This window comes from Amycolatopsis sp. CA-230715, assembly GCF_018736145.1.
Classification (GTDB): Bacteria; Actinomycetota; Actinomycetes; order Mycobacteriales; family Pseudonocardiaceae; genus Amycolatopsis.
On sequence record NZ_CP059997.1, the window covers coordinates 5,709,829 to 5,728,975 of the forward strand.

General features: G+C 68.5%; 19 protein-coding genes. 15 read left to right on the forward strand and 4 right to left on the reverse strand.

Annotated features, from left to right (window positions below):
* Positions 1-34: 34 nt before the first annotated feature.
* From efeB to efeU, 3 genes are read right to left on the reverse strand one after another with little or no spacing between them, the layout of a single operon-like run.
* Positions 35-1,276, reverse strand: coding sequence for an iron uptake transporter deferrochelatase/peroxidase subunit (efeB, locus tag HUW46_RS27460; RefSeq protein WP_215541684.1), 1,242 nt, complete (start codon positions 1,274-1,276; stop codon positions 35-37).
* The gene (efeO, locus tag HUW46_RS27465) at positions 1,273-2,403 is read right to left on the reverse strand and encodes an iron uptake system protein EfeO (RefSeq protein ID WP_215541685.1); all 1,131 of its coding nucleotides are present in this window, start codon (positions 2,401-2,403) and stop codon (positions 1,273-1,275) included. Before efeO ends, efeB begins: the two co-directional genes overlap by 4 nt.
* Before the next feature lie 4 nt (positions 2,404-2,407).
* Complete coding sequence (gene efeU / locus HUW46_RS27470; RefSeq protein ID WP_215541686.1) at positions 2,408-3,250, reverse strand: iron uptake transporter permease EfeU; 843 nt, start codon at positions 3,248-3,250, stop codon at positions 2,408-2,410.
* A gap of 203 nt (positions 3,251-3,453) precedes the next feature.
* Between efeU and HUW46_RS27475 the strand changes: the two genes are divergently transcribed.
* Genes HUW46_RS27475 through HUW46_RS27485 form a run of 3 tightly spaced genes read left to right on the forward strand, consistent with a single transcriptional unit; the run spans position 3,454 to position 5,090 of the window.
* Positions 3,454-4,317: a murein transglycosylase gene (locus HUW46_RS27475; RefSeq protein WP_331477144.1), complete on the forward strand. Its 864-nt coding sequence runs from the start codon at positions 3,454-3,456 to the stop codon at positions 4,315-4,317.
* On the forward strand, positions 4,314-4,886 hold the full coding sequence (locus HUW46_RS27480; protein WP_215541687.1) for a helix-turn-helix domain-containing protein: 573 nt from the start codon (positions 4,314-4,316) through the stop codon (positions 4,884-4,886). Before HUW46_RS27475 ends, HUW46_RS27480 begins: the two co-directional genes overlap by 4 nt.
* A 33-nt stretch (positions 4,887-4,919) precedes the next feature.
* Positions 4,920-5,090: a hypothetical protein gene (locus tag HUW46_RS27485; RefSeq protein ID WP_215541688.1), complete on the forward strand. Its 171-nt coding sequence runs from the start codon at positions 4,920-4,922 to the stop codon at positions 5,088-5,090.
* Between the two features lie 409 nt (positions 5,091-5,499).
* On the opposite strand, the gene HUW46_RS27490 is transcribed toward HUW46_RS27485, so the two are convergent.
* Positions 5,500-5,898: a tetratricopeptide repeat protein gene (locus tag HUW46_RS27490; protein WP_215541689.1), complete on the reverse strand. Its 399-nt coding sequence runs from the start codon at positions 5,896-5,898 to the stop codon at positions 5,500-5,502.
* Positions 5,899-6,042: 144 nt separating this feature from the next.
* Here HUW46_RS27490 and HUW46_RS27495 point away from each other — a divergent pair, with 144 nt between their 5' ends.
* The 12 genes from HUW46_RS27495 (at position 6,043) to HUW46_RS27550 (ending at position 19,125) form a co-directional block, all read left to right on the forward strand.
* Positions 6,043-6,495 (forward strand): VOC family protein, encoded by a 453-nt coding sequence (locus tag HUW46_RS27495; RefSeq protein WP_215541690.1) that lies wholly within the window; start codon positions 6,043-6,045, stop codon positions 6,493-6,495.
* Positions 6,496-6,595: 100 nt separating this feature from the next.
* On the forward strand, positions 6,596-7,882 hold the full coding sequence (gene eno / locus HUW46_RS27500) for a phosphopyruvate hydratase (protein ID WP_215541691.1): 1,287 nt from the start codon (positions 6,596-6,598) through the stop codon (positions 7,880-7,882).
* 29 nt (positions 7,883-7,911) lie between these two features.
* Complete coding sequence (locus HUW46_RS27505; RefSeq protein ID WP_215541692.1) at positions 7,912-8,430, forward strand: FtsB family cell division protein; 519 nt, start codon at positions 7,912-7,914, stop codon at positions 8,428-8,430.
* A 130-nt stretch (positions 8,431-8,560) separates the two neighbouring features.
* The gene (locus tag HUW46_RS27510) at positions 8,561-9,061 is read left to right on the forward strand and encodes a DUF501 domain-containing protein (protein WP_215541693.1); all 501 of its coding nucleotides are present in this window, start codon (positions 8,561-8,563) and stop codon (positions 9,059-9,061) included.
* A gap of 234 nt (positions 9,062-9,295) precedes the next feature.
* Complete coding sequence (locus HUW46_RS27515) at positions 9,296-10,444, forward strand: lytic transglycosylase domain-containing protein (RefSeq protein WP_215541694.1); 1,149 nt, start codon at positions 9,296-9,298, stop codon at positions 10,442-10,444.
* A gap of 28 nt (positions 10,445-10,472) precedes the next feature.
* Entirely contained in the window at positions 10,473-11,429 is a 957-nt protein-coding gene (locus HUW46_RS27520; protein ID WP_215541695.1) for a Ppx/GppA phosphatase family protein, read from the forward strand.
* Between the two features lie 263 nt (positions 11,430-11,692).
* Positions 11,693-13,300, forward strand: coding sequence for a peptide ABC transporter substrate-binding protein (locus HUW46_RS27525; RefSeq protein ID WP_215541696.1), 1,608 nt, complete (start codon positions 11,693-11,695; stop codon positions 13,298-13,300).
* 90 nt (positions 13,301-13,390) lie between these two features.
* Positions 13,391-14,320: an ABC transporter permease gene (locus tag HUW46_RS27530; protein ID WP_215541697.1), complete on the forward strand. Its 930-nt coding sequence runs from the start codon at positions 13,391-13,393 to the stop codon at positions 14,318-14,320.
* Positions 14,313-15,275, forward strand: coding sequence for an ABC transporter permease (locus HUW46_RS27535; RefSeq protein WP_215541698.1), 963 nt, complete (start codon positions 14,313-14,315; stop codon positions 15,273-15,275). The genes HUW46_RS27530 and HUW46_RS27535 overlap by 8 nt, the downstream gene beginning before the upstream one ends.
* Positions 15,276-15,290: 15 nt before the next feature.
* On the forward strand, positions 15,291-16,337 hold the full coding sequence (locus HUW46_RS27540) for an ABC transporter ATP-binding protein (protein ID WP_215541699.1): 1,047 nt from the start codon (positions 15,291-15,293) through the stop codon (positions 16,335-16,337).
* Positions 16,330-17,325, forward strand: coding sequence for an ABC transporter ATP-binding protein (locus HUW46_RS27545; RefSeq protein ID WP_215541700.1), 996 nt, complete (start codon positions 16,330-16,332; stop codon positions 17,323-17,325). Before HUW46_RS27540 ends, HUW46_RS27545 begins: the two co-directional genes overlap by 8 nt.
* A gap of 75 nt (positions 17,326-17,400) precedes the next feature.
* Positions 17,401-19,125 carry a S8 family serine peptidase gene (locus HUW46_RS27550; protein WP_215541701.1) on the forward strand — a complete coding sequence of 575 codons (1,725 nt, stop codon included), beginning with the start codon at positions 17,401-17,403 and terminating at the stop codon, positions 19,123-19,125.
* The last annotated feature ends 22 nt before the right edge of the window (positions 19,126-19,147 follow it).

Sequence of the window (19,147 nt, forward strand, 5' to 3'; positions counted from 1 at the left end):
GCGGTACCCGGTCAACGACGTCCAGTACGTGAACTCAGAACAGCCCGTCGCCCCAGTAACCGCCCTCGCGCACGCCGGGCGGCACCGCGAAGATCGCCGAACCGGTGTGCTGCACGTACTCCATCATCGCGTCCTTCGAGGACAGCGCGTTCTGCATCGGGATGAACTGCTTGCGCGGATCGCGGTTGAACGCGATGAAGAACAGCCCCGCCTCCAGGTGCCCGACCCCGTCGGAACCGTCGACGAAGTTGTAGCCGCGGCGCAGGATCTTGGCCCCGTTCAACGTTTCCGACGACGCGAGGCGGATGTGCGCGTCCTCGGCGACCGTCGGCACCCCGCCTTCACCGCGCACGTGCAGGTCCACCTGGTCGAACTCCTTCGCCTGCCCGAGCGGCGCGCCGGTGCCCTTGGTGCGGCCGATGATCTGCTCCTGGCCCTGCAGGGTTTCGCGGTCCCAGGTCTCGATGTGCATCCGGATCCGCCGCGCCACCAGGTACGAGCCGCCCGCCATCCACGGCTGCCCGTCCTCGGCCCTCGCCCACACCTGATCGCGCAGCAGCCCGTCGTCCTCCGCCTTGACGTTGTTGGTGCCGTCCTTGAACCCGAACAGGTTCCGCGGCGTCACCTGTGTCCGCGAGGTCGACGAACTGCGCCCGAAACCGAGCTGTGACCAGCGGACCTCGGTCACGCCGAAGCCGAGCCGCACCAGGTTCCGCACCGCGTGCACGGCGACCTGGGGATCGTTCGCGCACGCCTGGATGCACAGATCACCGCCGCTGCGCGCCGGGTCGAGCTTGTCCTTGGGGAACACGGGCAGGTCCACGAGCGCCGCGGGCCGCTTGCCCGCCAGGCCGAACCGGCCGTCGAACAGGCTCGGCCCGAACCCGATCGTCAACGTCAACGAGGACGCGGGAAGGTCGAGCGCCTCCCCGGTGTCACCGGGCGGGGCCGCCGCGGCACCGCTGACCGCGCCACCCGGTGTCACCTCCTGGCCCGCGGTCATCCGCCGCGCCGCGTCGGTCCAGGTGCGCAGCAGCTTCACCAGTTTCGCTCTGTCCTTTGTGGTCACGTCGAGCGCGGCGAAGTGCAAGTTCTCCTGCGTCGGCGTGACGATGCCGGCCTGGTGCTCGCCGTGGAAGCCGACGAGATCGGTCGCCGCGCGCGCGGGCGCGTCCTGCCCGAACCGGTCGATCCCCACCCCCGCCGCCACTCCCGCGCCGGCGAGCGCGACACCCGCTCCGGTCATACCGAGCACACGACGCCGCGAAACCGTCATTTCGAAACGACCTCCGCCACCTTGCTCAACGGCTCGCCGAGCGAATCGACCGCCGAGGCGAATTCCTTGATCTGCTCCTGGGAAAGCGCGGTGTAGAGCTTGAACACGTCTCCCTGGCGCTGCTTGGCCAGCAGCCCGTCCACGTTCGCGAACTCCTTGTCCAAAGTGGTCAGCAGGGCCGGGTCGCGTTCCTGCACCACGGGACGAAGCGCCGCGATGGCCGCCTTCGAACCGTCCACATTGGCCTGGAAATCGGAGAGGTCGGTGTGCGAGAAGGTCTCTTCTTCGCCGGTGATCTTCCGCGTCGCGACCTCGTCGAGCAGGCCCTTCGCGCCGTTCGCCAGGTCCACAGCGGACAGTTGCAACGTCTTCGACTTCTCGACGAGCGTGCGCACGTCGGTCATCAGCTTGTCCGCGATCTGCCCGCTGTCGGACTGCAGACCGGAGACCCACAGGTCCTTCTCCAGCCGGTGGAACCCGGTGAACCGCTGGCCCGACTCCACATCGGCCTCGCGCGCGTCGATCTGCGGGTCGAGGTCGCCGAACTTCTCGGCCACCGGCTCGATCCGCTCGTAGTACACGCGGGTGTTCGCGTAGCGGCTCTTCGCGTCGTCGACGTTGCGCGCCTTCACCGCGTCCACGAACTTCTGCGTCTGCTCCACCAGCGCGGTGGTCTGGTTGGCGATGTAGGCCGCGTAGCCCTTCGTCGCCTCGGCGAGCTTCGCGTTCGCGTCCGACTGACGCTGCGCGCCGCCGGTGACCGCGAAGTCGCCGCGGATGCCGGTGCCGACCATGCCGGGCTTGCAGGCCGTCTGGTACTTGCCCGCTTCGGGCACCTCGACGATGAGCCTGCGGTTCAGCCCCGGCGCGATGTTCTCCACCTCGCCCATGATCCGGTCGCCCTCGGCGTAGAGGTAGAACTCGGTGACCTTGGTGCCCTTGTTGGCGATCTCGAAGGTCACCGTGCCCGCGTTCGCGGTGGTCGCGGAGACCTTGCACGCGTCGTCGGCGGCTTCGACCGCGATCGGCCCGCCCGCCGCGCCCGCGGTGTCCTGCTTCTGCCCGTCGCAGGCGGCGACGGCGGCGAGGAGCCCGACACCGGCGAGGACAAGGGGAATTCGGGACACGCGCTTACTCCTTCGTGCTCGCCACGGCGGGCGCCGGGGCGGGTTTCCTGGTGGGACGCAAGAAAAGCGGCAGCACGATCGCCACGTAGGCGACCCAGGCGACCGCCTGCAGCACCGTCGTCTGCTGCGAATAGTTGAAGATCCCCTTGAGCAGCACGCCGTACCAGCTCGTCTCCGGGATCGTGTTCGACGCGTCGAAGGCGAGCGTGGTCAGGCCGGGCAGGAACGCGGCCTCCTGCAGATCGTGCAGGCCGTAGCCGAGCACGCCCGCGGCGACGAACACCAGCAGCACGCCGGTGATCTTGAAGAACTTGCCGAGGTCGAACCGGACCGCGCCGCGGTAGAGCAGGTACGCCAGCGCGACCGCGACGAGAATGCCTGCCGCGAACCCGATCAGCGGCTCGGTGGTGCCCTGCTGCGCGGTCTGGACGGTCGAATAGAAGAACACCGCGGTTTCGAGGCCCTCGCGGCCGACGGCGAGGAAAGACAGCAACAGCACCGCGAGCGGGCCGACGGTGATCGCCTCGTCCATCTTGCCGCGCAGTTCCGCGGCGATCGTCCTGGACGCCTTGCGCATCCAGAAGATCATCACCGTGACGAAGGCGACCGCGATGATCGACAGCCCGCCGCCGAGCAGTTCCTGGTGTTCGAAGCTGAGCTGCGCGGTGGTGTAGGTGAGGATCGCGCCGACCGCGACCGACAGCACCACCGCGGCCCCGATCCCTGGCCACACCCACCGCAACGCGTGCCTGCGTTCGGTCTTGACCAGGAAAGCGACCAGGATGCTGACCACGAGGGCCGCTTCCAGGCCTTCACGCAGGCCGATGAGCGCGCTCGACAAGAGCACCGGACGCCTCCAAGTTCACCGGAATTCGACCTGTTGGTTTTAGGTAAGGCTCACCTGAAAGTCCAATCACTCCCGGTGGCCGCCCCGGAGAATACGGGCATATCGGGCCGGTTAGGTTAGGGTAACCGCAGGTCAGCGGCCCTGCTGACGGGTCGATAACGAATTGTGTGCGGCGCGGCACCCGGCACCAGTAACCTGGGTCGGTGGCCGAACCCGCCCCAGTGGACACCGATCCGGCACCACCGGCCCTGCCCCCGGGACACCTCCCGCCGCGGCCCCCCTACGTCGGCAGGCTCATGCTCACCGGCGGGCTGATCGTGACCGCCTTGATCCTGATCTTCACCGTCGGAATCGACCGGGGCGAGGACGCCGCGGACGACGGGCCGCCGCCCCCGCCGCCCGCGTTGCCGGTCCCCGAGCTGAAGCCGCCGAAAGGCGCCGTCGCGCCCCGCGTCGCGCTGGCCGCACCCGTCGACAGGCCCAAGGCCTCGGACGAAGCGGCGCTCGACGAGTGGTCGAAGAAGGTTGCCAAGACCACCCAGATCTCGCACCGCACGCTCGCCGCGTACGGCCGAGCCGAGATGTGGATGCGGACCGAAGCGCCCCGGTGCAAGATCTCGTGGGGCACGATCGCGGGCATCGGCCGCGTCGAATCCGCGCACGGCCACTTCGCGGGCGCGGAGGTCGGCCCCGACGGGCGCGTGACGAAGCCGATCATCGGCCCGCAGCTCAACGGCGCGCCGGGGGTCAAGGCGATCAAGGACACCGACCACGGCTCGCTCGACGGCGACACCGAATGGGACCGCGCCGTCGGGCCGCTGCAGTTCCTGCCGGTCACCTGGGGCAAGTGGGCGGTCCGCGCCAGCGGCGACGGCAAGCCGGCCGACCCGCAGAACGTCGACGACGCCTCGCTCACCGCGGCGCGCTACCTGTGCTCGACGGGCGGCGACCTCACCACCCCGGACGGCTGGTGGAACGCCGTGCTCGTCTACAACCAGTCGGTGCCCTACGCGCAGGACGTGTACAGCGGCGCCCAGGCGTACGCGGACGCGAGCCTGCGGCCGTGACCGACGTCGATCGGGTGCTGGACGGGGTCGGGCCGCGGCTCAAGGGGCTGCGGAAAGACCGCGGCACCACGCTGTCCGCGTTGTCCGAGCGCACCGGGATCTCGGTGAGCACGTTGTCGCGCCTCGAATCGGGGCAGCGCAAGGCGACGCTCGAACTGCTGCTGAACCTCGCCACCGCGTACCAGGTCCCGCTCGACGACCTCGTCGGCGCGCCACCCGTCGGCGACCCGAGGATCCGTTCCGAGTCACGCAAGATCGGCGACATGCTGGCGCTCCCGCTGAGCCGTCAGCCGGGGCAGCCGCAGGCGTTCAAGCTGATCGTCCCGACGCGCGCGCTGCCCGAGAAGCTGGCGACGCACGAAGGGTACGAATGGCTCTACGTGCTGAGCGGGCGCCTGCGGCTCATGCTCGGCGAGGCGGACGTGCTGATGGGGCCGGGCGAGGCCGCCGAGTTCGACACCAGGACCCCGCACTGGTTCGGCAGCGCCACCGAGAATCCCGTGGAACTGCTCGTGCTGTTCGGAAAGCAGGGCGAACGCGCACACCTGCGGGCGGCCGCGCGCAAGTGATTCGCCGCGGCCCGGCGCGGGTACGCCGAGGGCATGGGTGACCTCGAGAAGCGCGCCGAGACCCGCGCCCACCTGCTGCCGGAAGAGGAACACGCCGACAGCGACGCGCCACGCGACCAGGCGCGCGAAGTGTTGAAGGAATCCGAGGAGCGCATCGAACGGCCGGAGCCGGAGCAACAGCGGACCCCGGAAGAATCGGCCTGACCGCGCGCTTCTCCCCTGTCCCCGAAGGCCACAGTGGTGTCGGGTGCGCGGCACGATGATCGGCGGCGGAGGTCCCCGAAGGCCACCTTCGGGGACCCTAGCGCCACTTTCTCGGCCCTCGCTCACGCGCGGATGAGGCTGTGCCTGCCCCGACGGCCCGCCGCGGGGTGGAGCGGGCGGCGGGAATGCGGTGCGAGGGTCGAATTCGTGGCGTCTACCGCCCCGAAGGCCACCTTCGGGGCGGTCGCACAGGGCGGCAGCCCGCCACGAGGGCCGAGATCCTGACACAGACCGCCCAAGTGGAGCCTCCGGCGAGTTACACGACCCGCCCCCTCTATAGGAGCATCTTTCGGGGCACCCGCGAGCCCGCCGCTGCCGCGCCGGACGGAAGGCCGTGCGTGGGGAAGGATCAGTCCTGCAGGGCGATGCGGGCGGTGACCTCGCCCAGCGCGTCCTGGTACGCGGGTGCCGGGTTCATCGCCGAGGCCATCTTGAGCTGGGCGAGCGCTTCGACGAACCGGCCCAGCCGCTGCAGCGTCCTGCCCAGCACGAAGCGGGCGTAGTGGTCGGAAGGGTCGAGTTCGATCACCCTGGTCAGCGCGCGCTCCGCGCGGTGCAGCTGCGCCGACTTGAAGTACGCGCGCCCGGCGAGCAACTGCACGCTCGGCTTGTCGGGTTCCGCGTCGAGTACCGGTTTCAGGGCCTTCAACGCGTCGAGCGGGCGCGCCTTGAGTAGCGCCTCAGCTTGACGGAACGCCTGGAACCGGGCCTCGCTGGCATGATTGCCTGTCGGATCCTCGTCAGCCATGGTCCTTTCGACGGTACTCCGCGAGACCGACTTTCTCGACCTTCACGACCCCTTATCCCGGGGTGCGGTACCGGCGCCGGAACCCGGCGTGATGCACTTGCTCGCCATGAGCACCGACGACGTGTTTGCCCCAGCGGAGGAGCCGTGAGTACTGAGCAAGTGGAACCGAGGTACGTCGGTCTCGCGCCGTACCTCTACTACGCCGACGCGACCGAGGCGCTGGAGTGGCTGGTCCGCGTGTTCGGCTTCACCGAGAAGGTCCGGTACGTGGACTCGGCGGGTGTCGTGTTCCAGGCGACCGTACTGGCGGGCGACGCCGAGATCCAGCTCGCCGGGGTCGGGTCCGAGTACTGGGAAGCGAAGGGCGTCGACGGGCCGGTCGGCCAGCTGAACATCGTCTACGTCGACGATGTGGACGCCCAGTACGAGAAGATCAGCGCGCTGCTCGAGGACGTTTCGCAGCCGCAGGACCAACCGTACGGCGCGAGGCTGTTCACGGTGCCCGACATCGGCGGCAACAGCTGGACGTTCTGGCAGCAGATGTCCGACCAGGTGGACCTGCCCTCGGGCTGGCAGGAGGTCCGCCCCGAATCGTGACGGAGGATCACCCACCTCCGCGCGCGTGCCTCCAACGGGTGATACAGCGCTGCGGCTACGCTGGGCGGCGTCTTCGCAGGACAACCAACGAGGAGCAGGCGTGGCGGTCATCGAGCAGGTAGGCGCGCGCGAGATTCTGGACTCGCGCGGCAACCCGACCGTGGAAGTGGAGGTGGCCCTCGACGACGGGACGCTGGCGCGGGCCGCGGTCCCGTCGGGGGCGTCGACCGGTGAGCACGAGGCCGTCGAACTGCGCGACGGCGACCCGGCGCGCTACGGCGGCAAGGGCGTGGAGCGCGCGGTCGCCGCGGTGCTCGACGAGATCGGCCCCGAGCTGACCGGGATCGAGGCCGTCGACCAGCGGATCATCGACCAGAAGCTGGTCGACCTCGACGGCACGCCCGACAAGTCCCGCCTCGGCGCCAACGCGCTGCTCGGGGTTTCGCTCGCGGTCGCCAAGGCCGCCGCGGACTCCGCCGAGCTGGAGCTGTTCCGCTACCTCGGCGGCCCGAACGCGCACGTCCTGCCGGTGCCGATGATGAACATCCTCAACGGCGGCTCGCACGCGGACAGCAACGTCGACATCCAGGAGTTCATGATCGCGCCGATCGGCGCCGACTCCTTCCGCGACGCACTCCGCTGGGGCGCGGAGGTCTACCACTCGCTGAAGTCCGTGCTCAAGGGCCGCGGCCTGGCGACCGGCCTCGGCGACGAAGGCGGTTTCGCGCCGAACCTCGGCAACAACCGCGAGGCGCTCGACCTGATCCTGAGCGCGATCGAGAAGGCGGGCTACGTGCCCGGCCGCGATGTCGCGCTCGCGCTCGACGTCGCCGCCAGCGAGTTCTTCGCCGACGGCGCGTACACCTTCGAAGGCTCGAAGAAGAGCGCCGAGCAGCTCACCGCGTACTACACCGAGCTGGTGAACGACTACCCGCTCGTCTCGATCGAAGACCCGCTCGCCGAGGACGACTGGGACGGCTGGGTGCGGATGACCGCCGAGCTGGGCGAGCGCGTGCAGATCGTCGGCGACGACCTGTTCGTGACCAACCCGGACCGGCTCGAAGAGGGCATCAACCGGCGCGCGGCGAACGCGCTGCTGGTGAAGCTCAACCAGATCGGCACCCTCTCCGAGACGCTCGACGCGATCTCGCTCGCCACCTCCTACGGCTACAAGAGCATGATGAGCCACCGCTCCGGCGAGACCGAGGACACCACGATCGCCGATCTCGCGGTCGCCACCGGCGTCGGCCAGATCAAGCCGGGCGCGCCCGCGCGCAGCGAGCGCGTGGCCAAGTACAACCAGCTGCTGCGGATCGAGGAGACCCTCGCCGACGCCGCGCGCTACGCCGGTGACCTCGCGTTCCCGAGGTTCGCCCCCGAGGCCTGAGCCGGCCACTGGGGTGAGGCGGTGACGCGATGACACAGCGAAGCAGGGACAGGGGCCGCCGCGGCGCCCGAGCCGAGAGCTCGGCCGCGCGGCGGCCCGTCCGGGCGCGGCGCGGGACGACCGGCAAGACCACGCTGCGCCGCGGGCTGAGCGCGAAACGCGCGTCCGGCGCCGCCAAGGTGCTCGGGATGTCCAACACGCGGCGTGCCGCCGTCGTCGCCATCGTCGTGTGCGCGCTGGCGTTCACCATCGCGGTGCCGCTGCGGACGTACCTGACGCAGAAGTCCGAGGTGACCGTCCAGGAGCAGAAGCGGGCGGAACTGCGGCAGGAGGTCGCGAACCTCGAAGCGCGGCAGAACCAGCTCCGCGACCCCGCGCAGATCGAGGCCGAGGCCCGCAAGCGCTTGCGCTACGTGATGCCGGGGGAGACGCCGTACATGGTCCAGCTGCCGGAAGACAAGGCGCAGCCGCCCGCGCCGCAGCAGGGACAGCAGCCCGCCCCGCAAGGCGCCTGGTACGAACGCCTCTGGCACAGCATCACCGGTTAACACAGCATCACCGGTTAACCTCCCCGCTTGCCGACGCCCCGAAGGTGGCCTTCAGGGCATCCAGCGCCCCGAAGGCCACCTTCGGGGCATCGCGAACAGGGCGCGCGGCGGCCGTTTAGGCTGTCGGACCGTGAACAGCACCGGGCAGTACGAGGACGTGACCGAGGCCGACCGCGCGGTGATCGCGGAGCAGCTCGGCCGCCAGCCCCGCGCGCTGCGGGCGATCGCCGCGCGCTGCCCCAGCGGGCACCCCGCGGTGGTCCAGACCAGCCCCCGGCTGGAGGACGGCACGCCGTTCCCCACCCTCTACTACCTGACCTGCCCGCATCTCGCGTCCATGATCGGCGGGCTCGAAGCGTCCGGCCTGATGCGCGAAATGACCGAACGCCTCGCCGTCGACGAGGAATTGGCGGCGGCCTACCGGCGCGCGCACGAGTCGTATCTCGCGGAACGCGACGCGATCGATTCGCTGGGTCACGAGGTGACCGCGGGCGGAATGCCGGGGCGCGTGAAATGCCTCCACGCGGTCGTCGCGCATTCGCTCGCGCGCGGTCCCGGCGTGAACCCGTTCGGTGACGAAACCCTTGTCCGGCTTCGGGAACTGGGCTGGCCGTCGGGCGGCTGCGCGTAGCGCGCGAGGGTGGAGATCGGCCGTCCGGAGTAACGATCAAGGCCTCCGCGCGGATAGTGCGGCCAGACGGGTGAAATCCGAACAGGGCTGCCAGCGGATCCGGCAGGTGGGGGATGAAACCGATCCGGTCCTGCGGCAGTCTCAATACCTGGCTTTCACATCGGGTGGATGACCATAAGGCGGGAACTGTGCCACCGCTGGGCTGGCCGGTACGGGAGGGCTTGCGTTGTGCGCATGCGGGTTTTGACGGGCAGGGTCGGGGGCGCGGCGCGAAGAGTCGGCGCACGGCATCGCACGATCGTCGCCGTGGTGGGCGGCGCGCTGGCCGTGCTGCCCGCCGTGGCCGCCACCAACAGCACCGCCAGTTTCGTGAACATCTCGAGCACCGAACACAGCCGTGACGCCGCGCTCGAAGGCGGCTACGACCCGAAGGCCATCACCTTCGTCGGGGTGGACGGCAGCCTCCCGCAGGCGCCGAAACCGATCCCGCTGCCCGCTTACGAACTCCCCAGCGGCCCGCTCGGCATCCCCGGCACCGCGCTCAAGGCGTACCACAACGCCGCGGACATGATGGCCAAGCTGCAACCGGGCTGCCACATCGACTGGGCGCTGATCGCCAGCATCGGCCGCATCGAGTCCAACCACGCGCGCGGCGGCTACGTCGACGCGAAGGGCAACACCCTCGAACCGATCCTCGGCCCCGTCCTCAACGGACTCGGCGCGGTCGCCGCGATCCCGGACACCGACGGCGGCCGGTACGACGGCGACGTGGTGTGGGACCGCGCCGTCGGCCCGATGCAGTTCATCCCCGCCACCTGGTACGCCTACGCCTCCGACGGCAACGGCGACGGCGAGACCAACCCGAACAACATCTTCGACGCCGCGCTCGGCACCGCGCGCTACCTGTGCTCCGGCGGCCTCGACCTGGCGAACCCGGACAACCTGCGCACCGCGATCTACCGCTACAACAACTCCGACGCCTACGTGAACTCGGTGATCATGTGGGCCGAGGGCTACCGCAAGGGTGTCGCGCCGCTGCCGGACAGCAAGGTCCCGGTCGGCGCGCCGGACGCGGCCACCCAGCCGCCGCCCCCGGCCGTGCCGCCGCCACCGGCGCCGGTCACCCCGCCGCCGCCCCCGGTCACGACGACGCCCGGCGGCTCGGGCAACCTCCCGCCGAGCCACAACACCAGCACCGGGACCAAACCGACGAAGCCGACGACACCCACCACGACGACGCCGACGTGCACCACGAGCCCGCCGCCGACGTCCACGACAGCACCGCCTCCGACGACGGGCCTGCCGCCGTGCAACCCGACCACCACTCCGTCGACGGGGAGCACTTCGAGCAGTAAGGCGGGCTCGGGAACTTCCACGAGCTGACCGCGATGGCGGTGACTAGGGTGTCCCCATGCCTCGTGTCGCCGCCATCGACTGCGGAACCAACTCGATTCGCCTGCTAGTCGCCGAACTGACGGTGCGCCACGACGGCACCGTCGATCTGCGCGACCTGCACCGCGAAATGCGGATCGTCCGGCTCGGCCAGGGCGTGGACGCCACCGGGAAGCTCGCGCCCGAAGCACTCGAACGAACCCGCGCCGCGCTCGCCGACTACACCGTGGCCGCCCGTCGCAAAGGCGTCGAAAAGGTCAGAATGGTCGCGACTTCGGCGACCAGGGACGCGTCCAACCGGGACGAATTCTTCGCGATGACGAGAGAAGTGCTCGGCGTCGAAGCGGAAGTGATCTCCGGTGACGAGGAGGCGCGGCTTTCGTTCACCGGCGCGGTCGGGGAATCCGATCCCGACGACGGCCCATTCCTCGTCTCCGACATCGGCGGCGGTTCGACGGAACTGGTGCTCGGCACCTGGGACGGGCAACGCGCCGAAGTGATCTCCGCACGCTCGGTCGACATCGGCTGCGTGCGGATCACCGAGCGCGCGTTGAAATCGGATCCGCCGACCGCGGAAGAGATAGGTACCGCTACGGAAATCGCCGCCGGAGTACTGGCGGACGCGTTCGAGGCGGTCGATGTCGGGAAGGCGCGCACCTTGATCGGCGTCGCGGGCACCGTCACCACGCTGTCCGCGGTGGCCCAGGAATTGCCGGAGTACGACTCCGAACGGACACACCTTTCCCGCCTTTCGCGCGCGGATATCACGAGAGTGTCCGAAGCGCTCCTCAGCGTCGATCACGAGGCGCGCGCGGCGAATCCGGTGATCCACCCCGGCCGGGTCGACGTGATCGGCGGGGGCGCGGTGATCGTTCGTGTGCTGGCCGAAGAGCTCGCGCGGCGCGGCGGTCCGGACGAGCTCGTGGTGAGCGAGCACGACATCCTCGACGGCATCGCGCTGTCCTTGATCGGGTGATGAATTGGCGACCCACGAACCCGATCGAGGGACGCACGGTAAACGATCGGTAACCTGATGTGCGGCTTGGTGCTTTCGGGGGACTTGGCTACCTGCTAAAGTCCCGTTCCAGCAGCGCGTCTTTCGCTATCGTGATCCTTTCGCAATGGTTTACTCCTGTGATAATGCTTGCCACTACGGCTAGGTTCTTCTCACCTTCCGGGAAAGCCGTCGTTGCTTCCTGCGCGCGGCCCGGTCGAACGAAGTTGGAAGTTGGAGGGAATATGCGGCGATCGCGCTGGGTACCGGCGGCCGTGCTGCTGACATCGGTGAGCCTGCTGGCTGCCTGCGGGGGCGGCGGCGACAGCGGGAGCGGCGGTGACAAGGGCAACGCTGCCATCACGGTGTACGGCACCGAACCCCAGAACGGCCTGTTGCCGTCGAACACGAACGAGATCGGCGGCACGAAGGCGCTCGAGCCGATGTTCACCAAGCTGGTGAGCTTCGATTCGCAGACGGGCACCCCGTCCAACGCGATGGCCGAGTCGATCGAGTCGTCGGACGCGAAGACCTACGACATCAAGCTCAAGAAGAACTGGAAGTTCCACGACGGGACCGAGGTCAAGGCCAAGAACTTCGTCGACGCCTGGAACTGGGCCGCCAACGCGAAGAACGGCCAGCTGAACTCGGCCTTCTTCGAGCAGATCGAGGGCTTCGACGCGGTCAACCCCGGTAAGGGCAAGCCCCCGACCGCGGACAAGATGACCGGCCTGCAGGTCGTGAACGACTACGAGTTCAAGGCCGTGCTGAAGGCGCCGTTCTCGGTGTTCCCGACCAAGGTCGGCTACGACGCGTTCGCGCCGCTGCCCGACTCGTTCTTCAAGGACCCGAAGGCGTTCGCCGAGCACCCGATCGGCAACGGGCCGCTGAAGTTCGTCTCGCGGACCCCGAACGTGGACATCAAGCTGACCCGCTTCGATGACTACAAGGGCGAGGACAAGGTCAAGTTCAAGGACCTGACCATCAAGATCTACTCGAGCCAGGAAACCGCGTACCAGGACCTGAAGAGCGGTCGCCTCGACTTCATGGAGACGCTGCCGCCCTCGGCCGTCACCGGTGGGAAGTACAAGACCGAGCTCGGCGACAACCTGGTCGAAGGCCACCTGCTCGGCATCAGCACGATCGCCGTCCCGTACTACGTGCCCGGGTACAACAACATCCACCTGCGCAGGGCGATCTCGATGGCGATCAACCGCGAGCAGATCGTGCAGACCGTCATGAACGACACCTACACCCCGGCCGACAGCTGGGTTTCGCACGGCATCGAGGGCTACCGCCCCGGTGTCTGCGGTGAGGCCTGCAAGTACGACCCGGTCAAGGCGAAGGCGGAGCTGGCGCAGTCCGGGTTCACCGGCAAGCTGACCATCACCTCCAACGCGGACGGTGGCCGCAAGGAGCCGCTGGTCGCGGCGTGCAACAGCATCAAGAACGCGCTCGGCATCGAGTGCGACTTCGTGCCGGCCACGAACTTCGGCCAGTACCGCGGCATCGTCACCGGCAAGCAGCTCACCGGCATGGGCCGGTCGGACTGGTCGGCCGACTACCCGTCGATCGAGGACTTCCTCAACCCGATCTACAAGACGGACGCCGGCTCGAACGACTCGGCTTACTCCAGCCCGGTCACCGACGAGCTGCTCACGAAGGCCGACGGCACGGCCGACAAGGCCGCGGCGATCAAGGCATACCAGGCCGCTGAGGACCAGGTCGCCAAGGACCTGCCGCAGATCCCGGTGTGGGACGAGAAGGGCGTCGCGGCGAAGTCGAAGAAGCTGAAGGTCGCCAAACTCGACTTCCGGCGCATTCCCGACTACCCGTCGATTGAAGTGGGCTAGTAACCACCTGTGTTAGCGCACTGATCTAATGGTTCCGGTTCCCCCCGACCGGGGGAACCGGAACCTTCCCACCACTAGGAAATCCCACCCATGGTTCGCTATGTTCTACGGCGACTGCTGCAGCTGATCCCGGTCTTCCTCGGGGCCACCTTCCTGATCTACGCGCTCGTCTGGGCGCTCCCGGGTGATCCGTTCGCGGGAAAATGCGGTCAAACCGCCTGCCCCCAGTCCTTCGTCGACGTGATGACGGCGAAGTTCAACCTCAACGACAACATCTTCGTCCAGTACTTCAAGTACCTCGGGAACCTGTTCACCGGTGACTTCGGCGAGACGTTCTCCGGGAACAACATCGGCCAGATGATCGGTGACTCCTACCCGATCACGGTCCGGCTGGCGCTCATCGCGGTAGCCATCGAGGCCATCATCGGCATCACTGCCGGCATCATCACGGGTCTCCGCGGCAACCCGTTCCTGGACAACCTCGTCCTCGTGGTCACCCTCGTCCTGATCGCGCTGCCGGTGTTCGTCACCGGTATCGTGCTGCAGCTCGTCCTCGGCGGCGACGGCCTCGGCCTGATCAACGCGAGCGTCTCGGCCGATCCGTCGGTCGGCGAGCTGATCATCCCCGGTTTCGTGCTCGGGTCGCTTTCGATGGCCTACATCGCCAGGCTCACCAAGACGAACATCGCGGAGAACCGCCGTTCGGACTTCGTGCGCACGGCGATCGCCAAGGGGCAGCCGAGGCGCCGCGTGGTGGGCATCCACCTGCTGCGCAACTCGGTGCTCCCGGTGCTGACCTTCCTCGGCACCGACATCGGCGCCCTGATGGGCGGCGCGATCGTCACCGAAGGCGTGTTCAACATCAACGGCATCGGCGGTCTGATCTTCCGGGGCGTCTCGGAGAAGGACGGCGCGACGGTCACCGGCATCGTGGTCCTGCTCGTCATCGTCTACCTCCTGGTCAGCCTGATCGTCGACCTCCTGTACGCCGTTCTCGACCCGAGGATTCGTTATGACTGACCCGAGTTCTACGGCGATCCAGGCCGATTCCGGCGGTGCGGACGCCCTCGCCCACGCGGGCGGCAGCGGTGGCGACAAGGCGCAGAAGCCCCGCAGCCTGTGGGGCGACGCGTGGCGCGAGCTGCGCCGGAAGCCGACCTTCATCATCTCGGCCGTCCTGATCGTCCTGGTGGTGCTGATCGCGCTGTTCCCCAGCCTGTTCTCGACGAGGGACGCCGCGTTCAGCGACCTGAACCACGTGAACGAGGCGCCGTCCGGCGACGCCTGGTTCGGCTACGACAACCAGGGCGCCGACGTCTACGCCCGCACGATCTACGGGACGCGGACCTCGCTGCTGGTCGGCCTGTTCGCGGCGCTGCTCACGGTGATCCTCGGTTCGCTGTTCGGCATCATCGCCGGGTTCTACGGCCGCATCGTGGACAGCGTGATCTCCCGGTTCGCCGACATCTTCGCGGCGATCCCGTTCGTGCTCGGCGCCATCGTCATCCTCACCACGTTCAACCCGCCCGGCTCCGATCCCGGCGCGTTCCGGGTGATCAGCCAGGTCGTCGCGTCCATCGCGGCGCTGTCGTGGCCGGTGGCGATGCGCATCATGCGAGCCTCGACCCTGCAGGCGAAACAGCTCGACTACGTGAAGGCGGCGAGAGGGCTCGGCGCCAGCACGGGCCGGATCATCTTCCGGCACCTGCTCCCGAACACCCTGTCCTCGGTGCTCGTCTACGGCACGATCGCGCTCGGCGCGTTCATCGGCGCCGAGGCGACACTGTCCTATTTGGGCATCGGTGTGCGCTCTCCGGTCGTGTCGTGGGGATCGCTGATCAACGACGCCAAGGACTACTTCCAGGCGGCGCCGCACATCCTGCTGTTCCCGGCCGGTTTCGTGACGGTGACCGTGCTCGCGTTCGTCATGCTCGGCGACGCGGTCCGCAGCGCCCTCGACCCCAAGTCCCGATAGGAGGAAGCCGGAGCAATGTCGACGGCGTATGACGGTTCCACCAGTGCGGTGGCCGATCCCAGGGGCCTGGAAGGCGCTGGCCCGCTGCTGGAGGTCTCCGACCTCCGAGTCGAGTTCCGCGGCAGGGACGAGGTCGCGAAGGTCCTCAATGGAGTCTCCTACCACGTGGAGGCCGGGGAAACCCTTGCCGTGCTGGGAGAATCCGGCTCGGGCAAGAGCGTGACCGCGCAGACGATCATGGGCATCCTCGACTCGCCGCCCGCCGCGGTCACCGGCGGTTCGGTGAAGTTCCACGGCGAAGAGGTGCTGACCGCCTCGGAGTCGCGGCGCGTGGAGATCCGCGGCGACGGCATCGCCATGGTCTTCCAGGACGCGCTGTCCTCGCTGAACCCCGTGTTCACCGTGGGCTGGCAGATCGAGGAGCAGCTGCGCGTGCGGCGCGGCATGAGCAAGGCGGACGCCCGCAAGCGGGCGATCGAACTCCTCGAAATGGTGCGCATCCCCAACGCGAAGCGGCGGATCAAGGAGTACCCGCACCAGTTCTCCGGCGGCATGCGCCAGCGCGCGATGATCGCGATGTCGCTCGCGCTCGACCCGGAGCTGCTGATCGCGGACGAGCCGACCACCGCGCTCGACGTGACGGTGCAGGCCCAGATCATGGACCTGCTCGCCGAGCTGCGCCGCGAGCGCAACATGGGCATGATCCTGATCACCCACGACCTCGGTGTGGTGGCCGAGGTCGCGGACCGGATCGCGGTCATGTACGCGGGCCGGATCGTGGAGCACGCCGACGTGCACGAGCTGTTCCGTGCGCCGGGGCACCCGTACACGAAGGCGCTGATGAACTCGATGCCGCGCCTCGACCTGAAGGGGCAGGCGCTGGAGACCATCGAAGGCCTCCCGCCGAGCCTCGCGCACATCCCGCCGGGGTGCCCGTTCAACCCGCGCTGCAAGCGGGCAGAGGACAAGTGCCGCACCGAACTCCCGCCGCTGCACAATCTGGGCCTCGGCCGGACGAGCGCGTGCCATTTCGCTGAAGAGGTTGTGGAAAGCCATGGCTGAGCCGATCCTCCACGTGGACAACGTGGTCAAGCACTTCCCGGTGCAGCAAGGGGTGTTGTTCAAGCGCACGATCGGCCACGTCAAGGCCGTCGACGGCGTCTCGTTCGACCTCGAACGCGGTGAAACCCTCGGCGTGGTCGGGGAATCCGGCTGCGGGAAGTCCACGCTCGCGCAGGTACTGATGCGCCTGGAGGAACCGACCTCCGGCGTCGCCGAGTTCGAGGGCAAGGACATCTTCAAGCTGCGCGGGCAGGAACTGCGGAAGTGGCGGCGCGACATCCAGATCGTGCTGCAGGACCCGTACACCTCGCTCAACCCGAGGATGACCGTCGGCGACATCATCGGCGAGCCGTTCGAGATCCACCCCGACGTGGCGCCGAAGGGCGATCGGGCGAAGCGGGTGCAGGAGCTGCTGGAGACGGTGGGCCTGAACCCGGACTACATCAACCGGTACCCGCACCAGTTCTCCGGCGGCCAGCGCCAGCGCATCGGCATCGCCAGGGCGCTCGCGCTCAAGCCGAAGGTGATCATCTGCGACGAGCCGGTGTCCGCGCTCGACGTGTCGATCCAGGCACAGGTGATGAACCTGCTCGGTGATCTGCAGAAGGAATTCGGCCTGTCGTATGTGTTCATCGCACACGACCTGTCCGTTGTTCGTCACCTTTGCACCAGGGTCGCGGTGATGTATCTCGGAAAGATCGTGGAGATCGGCACCGAGGAAGAGATTTACAGCAGGCCATCGCATCCCTACACACAGGCACTGCTGTCGGCGGTTCCGATCGCCGATCCCGCGGTGCGCGGAACGCGGCAGGTCATCCGGCTCGAAGGCGACGTGCCGAGCCCGATGGACCCGCCGTCCGGCTGCCGTTTCCGCACCCGGTGCTGGAAGGCGCAGGACATCTGCGCCAGCGAGATCCCGGCGCTCGACAACCGCACCGGGCACCTGAGCGCGTGCCACTTCGCCGAAGAGAAATCGGTCGTTCCCTAACTTTCGTCGGATATGCCTATCCATTTCGGGCATATGTGACGTAGGTTGTTCGCACCGTTTCTTCAGGAGGAGTCAGTGAAGAGATCCAGGATTCTCGCTGCCGTGTTCGCGGTACCGCTGATCGGCGGCATCGCCGCCGTTTCCGCGCCAGCCGCGACCGCGCAGCCGCAATTGTCGGGAGCCACCACCGAGTTCACCGTGCTCGCCGCCGAAGGGCAGAGCTCCGCCGCGGCGGAGCAGGCGATCAAGGACGCGGGCGGCACGGTGGTGCACACCAACACCGCGGTCGGGCTGATCACCGCGACCGCGCCGGCCAACGGCTTCACCGAGCGCGTCTCGGCGAACCGCGCGGTGTTCGGCGCGGCCAAGGCGAAGGCCATCGGCCAGGCGCCGAAGGACCGCCAGGTCACCAAGCCGGACACGGTCGAGAAGGAAAGCGCCCGTTCCGGCGGCTCGACGGCCAAGCAGGCGAAGCCGGTCGGGCTGGACCCGCTCGACGACAAGCTGTGGGGTCTCAAGTCGACCCGCTCGGACCTGGCCCGCACCAAGCAGGCCGGGGACAAGCGCGTCAAGGTCGGCATCATCGACACCGGCGTCGACGGGTCGCACCCGGACATCGCGCCGAACTTCGACGCCGCCGACTCCCGCAACTTCGTCAAGGACATCCCGACCGACGAGAACGGTGCCGTCGTCGACGGCCCGTGCGAGTACCGCGGCTGCGTCGACCCCGCCGACCACGACGACAACGGCCACGGCTCGCACGTGGCGGGCACCATCGCCGCGGCCGCCAACGGGTTCGGCGTCTCCGGCGTGGCGCCGAATGTCACGCTCGTCAACATCCGCGCGGGGCAGGACTCGGGCAACTTCTTCCTGCAGCCCACCGTCGACGCGCTGACCTACGCCGGCGACGCCGGGATCGACGTGGTCAACATGTCGTACTACGTGGACCCGTGGCTCTACAACTGCAAGGCGAACGCGGCCGACAGCCCGGCGCAGCAGCTGGAGCAGCGGACCATCATCGAAGCCGTCAGCCGTGCGCTGAACTACGCGCACCGCAAGGGCGTCACCGAGATCGCCGCGCTCGGCAACGAGCACTCCGACCTCGGCAAGCCGCCCGCGGACGCGACCAGCCCGAACTACCCGAGCAACAGCACGCACCCGCGCCAGATCGACAACGGCAGCTGCTTCTCGCTGCCGGTCGAGGGCCCGCACGTGCTGGGCATCGGCTCCTTCGGGCCGTCGCAGGCGAAGGCCGACTACTCGAACTACGGCACCGAGCAGATCTCGGTGTCGGCGCCGGGTGGGTACGCCAGGGACTACTTCGGCACGGACCAGTTCAACGTCAACGAGAACAAGATCCTGTCGGTGTACCCGAAGAACGTGGCGATCGCCAAGGGTGACGTCGACGCGGCGGGCAACGTGACGCCGCAGGGCGCCAAGCTCGGTGTGCAGAAGGCGGTCGCGAACGACGGCAGGGTCGGGTACTACCAGTACCTGCAGGGCACGTCGATGGCCACGCCGCACGCCGTCGGTGTCGCCGCGCTGATCGTTTCGCAGTACGGCAAGGCCTCCCGCGGCGGTTTCGGGCTCGCCCCCGACGCCGTGCAGCGCGTGCTGGAAGGCACCGCGTCGAAGGTCGCCTGCCCGACCCCGAGGACGGTCGACTACCTGAAGGAAGGCCGGGACGCGTCGTTCACCGCGACCTGTGAGGGCACGCCGGACTTCAACGGCTTCTACGGCCACGGCGCCGTCGACGCCTGGTCCGCCGTGACGCACGGTGCGCCGTTCGTCCGCGGCTGATCCCCGCTCGACGTGAAGCGGC